Annotated in this window: 8 protein-coding genes and 2 pseudogenes; 7 read left to right on the top strand and 3 right to left on the bottom strand. The window is 33.1% G+C overall.

What is annotated here, in order from left to right:
* Positions 1 to 215: 215 nt before the first annotated feature.
* Positions 216 to 506, bottom strand: a pseudogene (locus tag BMX84_RS11780) (GMP synthase (glutamine-hydrolyzing)); the annotation flags it as partial.
* Positions 507 to 718: 212 nt separating this feature from the next.
* Between BMX84_RS11780 and BMX84_RS11775 the strand changes: the two are divergent.
* From BMX84_RS11775 to BMX84_RS12765, 7 genes are all read left to right on the top strand, one after another.
* Positions 719 to 2,473 (top strand): hypothetical protein, encoded by a 1,755-nt coding sequence (locus tag BMX84_RS11775; protein ID WP_091490084.1) that lies wholly within the window; start codon positions 719 to 721, stop codon positions 2,471 to 2,473.
* Complete coding sequence (locus tag BMX84_RS11770) at positions 2,463 to 3,953, top strand: hypothetical protein (protein ID WP_091490082.1); 1,491 nt, start codon at positions 2,463 to 2,465, stop codon at positions 3,951 to 3,953. The genes BMX84_RS11775 and BMX84_RS11770 overlap by 11 nt, the downstream gene beginning before the upstream one ends.
* Positions 3,954 to 4,007: 54 nt before the next feature.
* A complete protein-coding gene (locus tag BMX84_RS11765) occupies positions 4,008 to 7,520 on the top strand; it encodes a helicase-related protein (RefSeq protein WP_091490079.1) in 3,513 nt (1,170 codons plus the stop codon).
* Positions 7,517 to 9,169 (top strand): DUF1998 domain-containing protein, encoded by a 1,653-nt coding sequence (locus BMX84_RS11760; protein ID WP_091490076.1) that lies wholly within the window; start codon positions 7,517 to 7,519, stop codon positions 9,167 to 9,169. The genes BMX84_RS11765 and BMX84_RS11760 overlap by 4 nt, the downstream gene beginning before the upstream one ends.
* A gap of 172 nt (positions 9,170 to 9,341) precedes the next feature.
* Positions 9,342 to 10,946 carry a DNA cytosine methyltransferase gene (locus BMX84_RS11755; RefSeq protein WP_091490074.1) on the top strand — a complete coding sequence of 535 codons (1,605 nt, stop codon included), beginning with the start codon at positions 9,342 to 9,344 and terminating at the stop codon, positions 10,944 to 10,946.
* Positions 10,947 to 11,208: 262 nt separating this feature from the next.
* The gene (locus BMX84_RS12770; RefSeq protein ID WP_343283826.1) at positions 11,209 to 12,126 is read left to right on the top strand and encodes an IS4 family transposase; all 918 of its coding nucleotides are present in this window, start codon (positions 11,209 to 11,211) and stop codon (positions 12,124 to 12,126) included.
* On the top strand, positions 12,018 to 12,323 hold the full coding sequence (locus tag BMX84_RS12765) for a transposase (RefSeq protein ID WP_343283825.1): 306 nt from the start codon (positions 12,018 to 12,020) through the stop codon (positions 12,321 to 12,323). Before BMX84_RS12770 ends, BMX84_RS12765 begins: the two co-directional genes overlap by 109 nt.
* Before the next feature lie 328 nt (positions 12,324 to 12,651).
* Here the strand turns inward: BMX84_RS12765 and BMX84_RS11745 are convergent, their stop codons facing one another.
* On the bottom strand, positions 12,652 to 12,798 hold the full coding sequence (locus BMX84_RS11745) for a transposase domain-containing protein (RefSeq protein WP_281491804.1): 147 nt from the start codon (positions 12,796 to 12,798) through the stop codon (positions 12,652 to 12,654).
* A gap of 27 nt (positions 12,799 to 12,825) precedes the next feature.
* Positions 12,826 to 13,305, bottom strand: a pseudogene (locus BMX84_RS11740) (IS66 family transposase); the annotation flags it as partial.

The raw sequence follows: 13,305 nt of genomic DNA, 5'->3' as shown, positions 1-13,305 counted from the left end.
TCCTCATGGTTTCGGTAAATGTTCTAAAAAGCGTCAGCGGTTAGAACGTTTACCGAAACCTTGAGGCCTCAAAACGGGTCCATGTTTCATTAAGAAATTCTCTTAAATCGTGTCCAAGATATTGACGTAATACCAATATATTTATAGTGTATTTATGCAATAGATAGTGAAACTTTACCCTCTTATCATGACAATAAGAGGGTAAAGTTTATTTTTTACTCCCACTCAACAGTTGAAGGTGGTTTGCTGGTTATGTCATACACGATACGGTTGACGTGGTTCACTTCGTTGACGATGCGGACAGAGATCTTCTGCAGGATGTCCCATGGGATGCGGGCGAAGTCTGCGGTCATGCCGTCGATCGATGTGATGGCACGAATGCCGATGGTGTATTCATAGGTCCTCGCGTCGCCCATGACGCCGACACTCTTGAAGCCAGGCAGGACCGTGAAGTATTGCCAGATGTCGCGGTCAACGCCGGTTTTTTTGATTTTGTCTGTGCAGATGGAGTGTTATATTAAAAAAGCAATAGTTATATATATTAAAAAATATATGAGTTTTGCTGAAAGCTTTCCTACTATAGTTGAAATCTGTTAAAATAGGGAGTAATTACAGTATACGTTTTAGTTATCCGACATATGAGAAACAACTAAAAAGAGTCTAGCGTTTTTGTTAATTGTGTAGGAATAAGAATTGAAGCCCGAGGAGGAAATAGTATATGAGTGATATACCAGCTGAACTGAAAAGTAAATTATTAAATTGTGAAGAAATAAAAAAAAATCTATATAAAAAGCCTCGATTTAGTGAATTCTATGAAGACATATTATCAAATATAAAGGATGATTCCATACGCTACTTTTTCTTAGAAAACAATAGAGAAAGAATAAAAGAAAATTTAACTAAATTAGGCTTTTCCTTCTCACAAGATACTCCTTCTCATCAATATTACAAATGGATTGAAAACCCTAAGATTATAAATTTTTTATTAATTAAATATCATAATAAGATGATTCCCGATGACCTTAAACACATATTGTACTTATTAGAAGCTGAAGATTTAATTGCCGAAGTTTCAGATTTTTCATTTTTCTATCAACCTAATTTTGATAATATTAAAAAAGAATTATTCAAATATGGATTTCTTTTTAAATCTATGGTGAGTTATCCAAAAGCAGAGAATCTAACTAAAGAACATGGAAAAACAAATAAAAAAGTCGTTGAAAATACAAGTAAATCCTTATTAATACTTAATGACAGTCATCCGGAATCCTATTATGCCTCAACTCGAAACATCCCAGAGATGATAATTAAAATGATGGACAATGGGATAAAATATACTAATGAAAGCCCTTATTATGAAATCTTTAAAAAAAATAATGATGAAATCGAAGATTATTTTTCTGCCAGAATACGCCGTAGAGGAAATGTAAGAAATGACAATACAGGGGCTATAATTAAATACGATACATCAAAAGAATTTCAAGAACTCCATTATCGCCTGATAAATCTTGGTGAAATCTGGCAAAAAGCGGAAGAGTATCTGAGTTTTTTTTGGGAGTTAGGGCAATATATTAATTCTTTCGAAGGAGAAATATCTCTGTATGTTAGCTATATTTCACGAATAATACCCACTGCTGTTACCTCTGCCGGTATTTTAGACTCATATTTAAATAATATGAGAACTGAGAATAAAAAGAATAACATTGTTGGTACAGAATTTAAACCTGGGGAGAGTGTATCGTATAAAGATGGAAATCAGTGGCGCACTGCTAAAGTAATTGCTGTCGAAGATATAGAGAAAATGGAAGAAAAATATAATCCATACTTACGAATTGAAGTTGTACGACCTGGAAACGAAGTTACTGAAAACAGTATTCCAAACTATTTATGGAAAGATAAGGTAAGAACGGGAGGAATAGTTACTAAGAGCAGAGGGCGTAGTAATATTGTTAAATTTAATGATAGAATATCTAAAGTACTTGAAAAAAGGTATGGCGATGAAGTAGTTAATGATATTCGAATTAAACCAAATCTGCATATTAATCTTATTGGACGGAGTGTAGTAAAAGAGCTACGAAAACTACAGCAAAGTCTACAATTTGGAGATGAAAAAGGAGTGTTTATGCTTTCTGATTTACTTTACTTTGATAACGATAGAGAATCAAACTATGTAAACGTTCACGTGATTAGTAGTCAGTCAGTTAAAAAAAATAATCAAAAGAACTCAGTAAGTATTTTTGTTGGAGCAAAGCGAGGATTAGATTTTGACAGGTTTAAAACGTCTAAAAATATTTATTTTACAAGTAGAATTAGACAAAACTATTTAGAGGACGGAGAGTTACTAATAAATCAACTCAGGCAGACATCTAATAAAAATTTTAAACAACAGTTGCAGGAAACTGAAAACATTAGAATTTATTTGTCTAAAAAAGGAATTAAGATACCTAAAGGAGTTGAGATATTTGTATATTAATGAGTTTAACATGCTAAAGAATTATGATTCAATTGAAAAACAGGTCTATTTTTTAGCACTACACAGTAATGAAATTACAGAGTTTAATGATTATTATCGATATACATTTGCACGAGTTAGGGATTTAGATGATGAAGATTTAACTGAATCTTTTGATGTTCTAAAGTACCTTTTCAATCAAATTCGAGGTTCATTTGTTGAATACCAAACAGAACTTGAGCAATTTAACTTTGACGATTTAAATATATTTTTTACTCTTTTAAGTGAGAAAGACTACAAGGAAGAAACGATAGATATATTAAAAAAGTTTTCCAACCTGATTATTAACTTTAGAGAAGGCAGCATAAAAAATACTCTAGAGAGAAGACTAAAAGAGTTATATTCTTCGAATAATGGGAACAACGCTGTAATTGCCTATCGATTTCCGCAAGAAATTGAAAATAAATATACGATAGTCACTGCTAATGAATATATTAGAAATTTGAAATATTATGATAATGTATTTTTTATTGGATCACCAAATTATTACTATAATATGAACTCTATATTTAAAGCAACAAATACTTATTTTTTGAGCTATGATATTTATCGCAATGAGTTAAAAAAGAGGACTATTATTCCCAATAATTATATTGAGAATTCGGGTATATTTACAGGGATTAGCTTCAATAAAAGTAGTATAAATACTCATAGTAAACTCGATGAATCCAATGATGCCATCCAATCAGAGTCCTCTTATCATTTTAATAAGTTCATTAATAATTTAAAAAAAGAGAGTCAAAATCATAGAAGTATTCAAGTTTTAACTGCTAGAGCATTAGAGTTAGCCAATGAAGAGTGTATTTTTCTCCCAATAAACTCTAAAGTTAGAGTACTAGATAAAAAAACTAAAAAAATTAATATTAGGAAAATTACAGATATATTAAATGATGACTGGGTAATTATAAAGCAATCATCTGACGAAGAGTATATTCATCAGAAGGCTAAAGAAATAGTGGGTTCTGGATATGGAGATATGTTTGAACGTATTACAAAGTATAAGATTGAATTACTCAATTATATGGATGAAAATGGAATAGATTTAATAGGATTAAAAGATGTTTTTGCTAATTTTGGTATTAAGGTTCGAAGACAAGTCTTACAGGATTGGGTATATGGATCGACAATAGCTCCTAGAGAATACAAGGAAATACTTGGGTTTCTAAACTATAATCAGAAAGCAATAGTCCAGTTAGAAAGTGAGTATAAGAGTATAAGAAGAGCTCATTCTTTGGCGGGTAGAATATTATTAAGAAACTTACAGAAGATAGTTGATACTTTTGATATGTCGGATATTGAGACTGCAATGTATAGATATAATACTTTTGATATGGATATTGAGAATATAGGTGAGTTTTGTATTAAGAAGGTAAAAGTTATAAATAAAGAGCCTGTTGAAGTTGAATATAGTGAATTATACAGAGTTTTAAAAATAAGTTAAAGTCAATTAGTTATTTATAGTGAAAAAGTGTATCTAGAGAAAGGATTATATACTATGTCGCTGACTCAAAATGTTATTAATAGAGATAAAATAATTTCTGCGCTTCATGAAGAGATGATTGGTCCAACTACTGATTTTTCTGAAGCAAAAGAATTAACTAGTGATATGTTAGAAAGTGAACACAATGGAAAATTTTATTACTACACATATGCTGGCGTAAAAGAAGAAGTTCATTATGGAAGTCCTCAACGTAAATATAATTCAGGTATCTTATATCCACTAGTATCAGCACTTGCTGAAGTTGAAAATATGGAAGAACTAGCTTTGGCGGAAGAGATAAATAAATCAGAAGTGGATTCAGACGAAGAAACTGAAACTACTACGAATGATGAATTAGTTTCAGAAAATAAATACTTACCTTCAACTTTTGGTATGACATTTGCTGTGTTACCTAGCGAAAGGGAGGTGTCTATTCAATTTAGTTGTGGGGCATATGAACAGTTATCAATCAATCCAAAAATACAAGGAAATGATAAAAACTGGTGGTTTAGGAAATCACTTGAAGCAAGTTTTCTAATACCTTTAAATGATGGAGCAAGAAAGCAAGTAAGAAAATTAGTCGATAAACAGAATAGAGAAGTACCGGAATTGGAACTAAGGATAGACACACTAGTTAGGTCGATAAGATTAAAATCTACTGAAGAGCAATTAAAAATTGTGACGGTAAGTATAACTAATATTACAAAAAGTAGTGAAAAGAAAAGCGATACTAATTTAATGTTTCAATGCGAATTGAGAGCAAGTGATTTAGTAGGTGGATTTCAACCTTATCCTTCAGCTGCTAATTTTGAAGCTAAAATAGAAGAAGAAGATAAAAAATTTGATTTATTGTATTCATCAGAGAAAAATTATGGCTTTGGGCAGAATTGTTCCACAACTTGGAAGGAAAAAAATAATCTTGTGGATGAAATATCAACTACTTTTTTACCTCAATATGAAATTAAGACAATGACTCCAGATATAGTAGTCGATGGAGAAAAAATTGAGATTTCACACGTGTCATTAGCTGCGGCAAAGGATTATACTGAGTTACAGCAAATCTTGCTTCCTTTATTAGATGGATATAAAAGCTGGTATTTAAAATTGAAACAGTCAAAAGTCGCTCCATACTATAAGACGGTTTTCGATTCAAATCTGAAGGAAATTCAATACATTATCAGCCGTATTGAAACTGGAATAAATAGACTATCTAATCCCAATATTTTTAATGCCTTTCGCTTAACCAATTTAGCTATGCTTATGCAAATAATGAATGGTAAAACCGTTAGAGAGATTGTAAAAGACGACGGAAAAATAGAATTTAGTAGAAACAGTGAAGATATTTTTAATTCATTAGATTTTTCAACGTTTGATAGTTTGTCTAAATCAATAAAGTTAGGATTAAACGATAAAGCTTTAAATACCAAATGGAAGAAATATAAGTGGAGAGGATTTCAAATAGCTTTTCTTTTGATGTCTATTGAGTCGTTTGTTGACAAAAATTCCGAAGATAGAAATGCAGTAGACTTAATCTGGTTTCCTACAGGGGGCGGAAAAACTGAAGCCTATTTAGCTTCGGCAGCTTTTTCAATTTTATATAGGAGAATAACTAATCCTAAGGATATAGGTACAGATGTTATTATGAGGTATACTTTGCGCTTATTAACCGCTGATCAGTTTCAGCGTTCTGCTCGTTTAATGTGTAGTTTGGATTATCTACGTAGGCATTTTTCAAGAGAACTGGGTGAAGAAGAACTATCACTGGGGATGTGGGTTGGAACTGCTAATACACCTAATAATATTGCGGCAGCAAAAGTAAGATATAATGAAATATTAAGGAATGAAAAATCAAAGTTTCCAATAGAATCATGTCCATGGTGTGGGGCTGAGATGTCGCTATCAAAATCTGGTACTTACCATGGGTATAAAGTGTCGAATAGTGAGGGTTTAATAGCTAATTGCCCTGATTCAAGTTGTGTTTTTCATGATAAGTTACCAATATACTTTGTTGATGAACAGCTATATAGGAATCCTCCAACGTTTATAATAGGGACGGTCGATAAATTTGTTCAATTGACATGGGTACCTAGCGCAAGATCACTTTTTGGAATAGATAAAAAGGGAGAAAGAATAGTATCCCCACCAAATTTAATTATACAAGATGAGTTACATCTGATTTCTGGACCGTTAGGAACACTTACAGGTATATATGAATCTCTAATTGAAGAGCTATGTGTAGATAGACGCAATGCAAATGAAATATTGCCGAAAATCATTTGTGCTACTGCTACGATTAAGGCTTATCAAAATCAAATTAAATCTCTCTTTGCTAGAGAGAAATCCTACTTGTTTCCGCCAGCCGGTAAAGATATAAATGATAATTATTTCTCTACAGTTCAAAAAAATAAAAATGGAGAAAATGCTCATGGGAGAAAATATGTCGGTGTCTATCCTTTTACTCAAGGAAAACTTCAAACAGAGGTACAAGTAATGTCTTCATTGATTTCTTCAGCAAAAATGTTACCCATAAATGAGAGAGATCCTTTTTGGACTGTTTTGTCTTTCTATAATTCAATAAATGACATTGGGAAAGCTTTAACTCTTACTGAACAAGACATTCGACACGCATTGAATAATTATTATGATTCCCGTAATTTTTCTAAAATAAAGAGAAGGGCTTTACAGAATGTGAAAGAACTTACCTCAAGACTTGATAGTGACAAAGTAGGATTGGCTTTGTCGGAAATGAAAGAACCTTATAAAGAAAATAATAACAAATCTATAGATATTGTACTGGCTTCCAACATAATTGAGGTAGGTGTAGATATTGATCGATTGTCGTTGATGACAATAAATGGACAACCTAAAACATCAGCACAATACATTCAGGTGAGCGGGCGAGTTGGTAGGAGAACAAGCGAAAGACCTGGTCTTGTTATTACTGAATATAACCCTACAAACAGTAATGATAAATCACATTATGAGCATTTTATCGAATTCCACCAGAGATTATATGGTCAAGTTGAAGAATCAAGTGTTACTCCTTTCTCGAGATTTTCAATAGAAAGAGGTCTTCCTGCAGTAATAGTTGGGTTTTTAAGACAAAAGTTTGATATTAGGCGTTTAGGAGATGCACCTGATTATAATTATCTTGAAGAGATTTATGATGACATTAATGGATTTATTAAGCGGTTAGCAACTCGGGCAGAATTAATTGACAATACAGAAATAGAATTTTTAAAGAAGAAAACAAAAGAAATTCTAAATAGTTTAAGTGATAAAGATTATGATGCATGGGAGTATAAAACTAGAAAAGAACCAAATAACGGGTTTATGGTGAGAATGACAAAGGAACAAGAAGATATACCTGATTCTGTCATACCAATGATGTTTTCAATGAGAAGCGTTGATTCTATTAGTAAATTACACGTCAGTTCACTTTTAAGTTCATCAGAAAAACAGTCATTCTTAAGTAATTCTAATAATACAGCACGTAATGGAACTAGAAAAAAAGGATGGTTTGAATGAGTAAAGAAATTCAAAGAGGTAAATTAGTAGGGCAACAAGGGCCCGGGAGTATTTACGTTGATACTGATGGTTCTAGCTATATTATAGCCGCTGTGGATAAGTGGTATGACAGAGAAATAAAAAATGCATATATTGATACTACAAAATTTGAAATGCAAGATTCACGTCTTGAAAAAGTATTAAAAGTACACAAGTTTTTAGAAGTTCCTGACTATCGAACGACACATGACAAGTCCCGAGCTAATAATACTCACCTTCAAATACCAATAACTCGTTTTCCTCTACTGGAGTATTGTTCGCATTGCGGGACTTTTAACGAGGCAAAACCAGGATTCTCTACTAAAAAAAGAAATTGCAAAAAATGTGAAAAAAAACAAAATTTCATTCAGTTTCCAATTGTAGTTATATGTAAAAAAGGACATATTAGTGATTTTCCATACTTCTTCTTCACTCACACCACAAAAAAAAGAAGTAATATCTGTAATCGTCAATGGATAGATAAAACAGGACCATCAATATTAAATTGGACTTTAAGGTGTAACTGTGGTGCCTCTCATTCATTGACTGGTGTAACAGGAAGAAGCAATGAGGAGGGAGGCTCACCCTTCGTAAATGAAATGAGAGGGGCAAAGTGTTACGGAAAAATGCCGTGGACAGGAGATTACTCAGAGCATGAATGTGATGCAACTCCTGTAGCTATATTAAAGAATTCCCTTAACGTGTACCGTCCTGAGACAGTAGAGGCTTTATCAATAACGGAAAATAATGAACCATTTAATCATGAAATTTCATTTAGTGAACTACTTAACCAAGAATTTGAAAGGCTTAATGGAACAAAAATCGACGATAATGTTGATAAGTTAAAAGTTAGAAAATCATTTTATAGAAACTCTCGAAAAATTATTAAATCAGTAAACCATGTAGATCGTTTACAACAGCTTGTTATTCAGACGAATTTCCATAGAGAAAGTCCTTCTGATGAAATGGAAAGTTTTAATAAAGCAGCAGTAGGACCTAATGAATCTTTAATATTCTCTAGTGCATATAAATATAAAAATTGGTATCCTGCCAAGAAAGTATACGGTGAAGGAATATTCATAGAATTTAATTCTGATATTCTTAAAAATTGGGAAGAAAAACAAGAGATTTCTGATCATTATAGTAATTTGAGTCATCGAATAGGCGAATTTTACTTACAGGATAGATTTAGTTCTCCTTCTGCTATACTGATTCATACTTTATCTCATGCATTAATAAAAGAATTAAGTCGCCATAGTGGATATCCAATGACAGCTATCAGAGAACGATTATATCTTGAGGAAGGTAGCCAGGGATTACTTCTATACGTTACGGATTCGGATAAAGCAGGGACTTTTGGTGGATTAGTACGATTAGCTGCAGAAGATAAATTCGAGTTACTTTTAAATAGAGCTATTAATACTGGAGACTGGTGTAGTTCTGATCCTGTTTGTTATGAATTAGGTAGAACTTCAGGACAAGGAATTCAAAATTCTAATGGTGCGGCTTGTCATAACTGTAGTTTTGTTCCGTCAACATCTTGTGGGAATCGCAATTGTTTTTTAGATAGAGACTATCTTTCAAGAATTGATAGCGATGTGAGAATTACAAAGTATTTTGAGTTTTTGTAAGAATTATGTCTTTAAGCTAATTAATCGGTAGAAAATGATTAAAATTTAAGAATAGTTAGAAAGCTTAGATAAACAATGAAACAACGGTTCTTTTGCTGTATAGTAGAATTTGATTTAAGAAAATTAAAAGAGGTTAATAATATATTTATAATTTAGATATGGAGAGATATTAATGGTTTATAGAGTAGTTGATTTCTTTTGTGGAGCGGGAGGCTTTTCTGAAGGGTTTCATCAAGCAGGATTCGAAGTTATAAAAGCCTTTGACATTTGGGAACCGGCTATAAAAACTCACAACAAGAATCATCCTAGTGTGACTCCAATCGCAACTTACGGTAACGTGCTAGAAATCTCTAAATTAGATAATGAAGAGTTTGAAAAGGTAGTACCTGATAGCGAAGTAATAATTGGCTCACCACCATGCGTAGCTTTTTCTAGTTCTAATAGGTCTGGAAAAGCTGACAAAACATTAGGAATTGTACTATTAGAGGCTTATTTGCGGATTGTAGCTCGAAAAAGATTTAAAAGTAATAGCGTGTTGAAGTACTGGATTTTGGAAAACGTAAGTAACATAGAAAAATATATTCAAGAAAGTTACACAATGCAAGATTTAGGCTTAACTGGAGACGATATTCTTCGTGTCAAAAAAGAATCAGCAGGTGTTTATAAAATGCAGTTTTACAATGTGCCTTCTACAAGAAAAAGGTACATTTGTGGTGAGTTCCCTGCCCCTTGTTCTAATTTAACAGAAGATAACTTAACTACTTTGCAAGATGTAACTGATAGTTTAGGTTTACCGCTTGAAAAAAAGGATGACTTAATTAGAGACATAAATTATAATTTTGAAATACCAGGGAATTTAGTAACTGATCATCATTACCTTAAGGAAATAGCTGATTTTGAATGGGAAAAAGCTAAACGTCAGAAACAAGACAAAGGATATATGGGGCGAATGTCTTTTCCAGAAAATATGGAGAAACCTGCGAGAACCATAATGGCGACTATGTCAGGTTCATCTAGAGAGTCATTTATACTACCAATTGAGAGCAACAGGTATAGGTATCCTACTATACGAGAAGTAGCTACAGTTATGTCTTTCCCAATTGATTATAGATTCTATGGTGATTCTGATTCAGTAAAGTATAAGTTAGTTGGTAATGCTGTTCCTCCAAAGTTTTCTTATGCGTTAGCTTGTGCAATTAATTCTGATAAGAATCTTAATAATGACTTATCTACGAAAAGAAAAGAGTTTGACAAAGAAGATGGATTTATAAATTTAAACGGGAAAGAATACGAATTAAAAAAAGAAAAAGAAAAAAATCGAAAAGCAAAGTTTAAGTACCATATTCCTTATTTGAAAATAAACACGTTCAGAACTGAACTTCTGAATTCATTTAACAATGATAAAGTTAAATGGTCTGTAGAGATTCACAGAAGTCAGGGGAAAAATGCTGAAGTATATAAGGGATTGAAAATTAATTTAAGTTTCATGACTTCAAAGGAAATTAAATTAATTGATAATTTTAAAAACTATATGATCAAAGAAATTGAATCGTATGAAAAACTACAATCGAATTATCGTAAAACAACTAAACAAAAAACTCAAAATAAATTGATAGGGCCTTATGAATTATTATCAGAAATAAAGAAATTATTGGTAGATAACTTTAATCACTATGATGAGAATATTTTAGTTGAAGGAGTTAATAAAGAAGTACCACAAAAAATACTTATAACCTATTATGTACTTGATAATATAATTCTTAATTTAAAAAATTAAAACTGTTATTTCACTAAGTTTGTTAATACTAATAGAATTAGTTTTTTTAAAAAATTTATTAAATATTAACTACGAACTAAAAGTCAGATAATTAGTGATTAATCAGAAAAAGAGAAGAAAAACTATGTCTCGTTATACTTTCGATTATTATGAGTAAGATCACTAGTGTTGCATTAAATTTTTAACCTATTCCATGATATAAAAAAATCCTTTATACTAGTACCTGGATGACTTATCCAAGACCAATACAAAGGATCAAAGCATGGATAAGTATAAAACAAAAATGACCATAAATAAATGGTTTGCATTGATAAAATTAGAAAACTTAAGTTCATCGTCACAAAAATCAATTCAAGACTTTAATCGGTATACCAAAAAACTGACGTTCATAAAGGTTTTAAAGCTCTTTCTGTTCGCTATTAATGAGGAAACGGAAAGCTTGCGTCATTTGAATCAACAGCTCGTTCATCCTAAATTGAAAAAAGCGATAGGAGTGGACACAGTAAGCTACTCCCAATTGTCTCGGGCATTAAAAGCACTGGACACGTCTGTTCTCTTGGAAATCTTCAACCAGTTACTCGAAAGGGTACATCAAAAGACACACATAAGCAGCCAAAGAAAGGTCTATCTGGTGGATAGTTCAACCTTTTCATTCAGTAAACCCTCTTATCCCTGGGCTAGTTTCCGACCAACTAAAAGTGGCATAAAACTACACCTAAAGGTGTGCTTGATGGATGAAGGACTGGTTCACCCTGAACAATTTGAGATATCTCATGCTTCTGAACATGACCATGATTATCTTGATGTTTTCGTGAACGAGCCACACGCAACTTATGTGTTTGATCGTGGATATATAGATTTTGAGTCTTTTGATCAAATGAAGTGGGATGGGTATTTCTTCGTTTCACGGATTAAAAAGAACACAGTCGTGCATGTAGTAGACAATCTTGATGTCCCTAAGGACACAAATTCTGACATACTCATTGACCAATATGTGTTGCTTGGAGGGAACGGTTATTTAACCAGTTTGATGCGTCTAGTGACCATTCGTCGAAAAAAGGACGTTCTGATTTGCGAATCATTACGAATGATGTCTTTAAGACCGCTGAAGACATCGGCAATCTCTATCACTCGCGCTGGCAAATTGAGTTGTTTTTCAAGCACATCAAACAACACATGACGATTAAGACCTACTACTCGAAAGCGGAAGTCGGTGTTGAGAACCAGCTGATCATGGCTCTGATTGTCTACCTACTGACGTTTCTCATTAAGCTGGAATTGAATTTAAAGCCAACCATTTTTCAGATTTTGCGTCACTTACGTTCAGTGAAATTTGAATCCTATGACTATTTCATAGCTCTTTTTGAACCAGGATAAGTGAAATCTATCGCAAAATTGAAAGTAAACCAATAAAATAAATCAAAAAATTCTGGAAAAAGTCATCCGCTGCGCCAGCATTTGACTTTTTTGGAATTTTGAACGAAAACTACTTGTGATTTATTTAACAATAACGGAATTCAGTAAGAACACAGTTTTATGCAACACTAGTGGAGTAAGATATTAATATAATTACAAAAAAAGAAGAAGTCACTTTTATAATTATAAAGTGACTTCTTCTGTAAGCGATGAATAGCTGAGTACCTACAAATAAAAATCGGACACCTCTATAATGAGAAATGTCCGAAGAGTATAATATACTGAATGTCTAGCGACATTCCATCTGCACCTTTGGATTCCATGGCAAATAAGCCTCCAAAGGTGTATTTTGTCGATTTGGAAGGTAAGTTAAGAGGTAGTCCAGATATTTTCGCGGATGTAATCCGTTGGATTTAGCCGTCTCGACGAGACTCAATATAGTCGCGACGGCATGTGCGCCCTCAAATGATTTTGAAAACAGCCAGTTCTTTCTGCCCATAACGAGTGACTTGATGCCACGTTCGGCTAGATTGTTGGATAGCACGAGACGGCCGTCCTTCAAAACGTTCATCATCCGCTCTTTCTGATTCAGCGCTTAGTTGATTGCTGTGCCAAGTTTGCCATGCGCAGTTAGGGATTCACACCAGTCAAAAAACGCCTCAAGCTTCGGCTTCACTAGTTCTAAGCGCTGATCATACCGTTCGCTAACAGATAAGTCCTTGAGGGACTTATCCAACGCAAATAACTCGTTACACAGCGTGACTCCCTTATGAGCGACACTCTTACTGGAATAGTTCTTTGGACGGGCGTCATAGAACTTCCGTCTGATATGCGCCAGACAGGCAATCATCGTCATCCCTGGAAGATTGTTGTACCCGGAGAACCCATCACTATGTAGATAGCCAGTGTACTCCTCTAAGAAATCTCTAGGAACAGATCCGCT

Source organism: Alkalibacterium putridalgicola (assembly GCF_900109825.1).
Lineage (GTDB): Bacteria > Bacillota > Bacilli > Lactobacillales > Carnobacteriaceae_A > Alkalibacterium > Alkalibacterium putridalgicola.
Note: the sequence above shows the minus strand (reverse complement) of the source record. Positions and strands in the feature narration are given on the sequence as shown.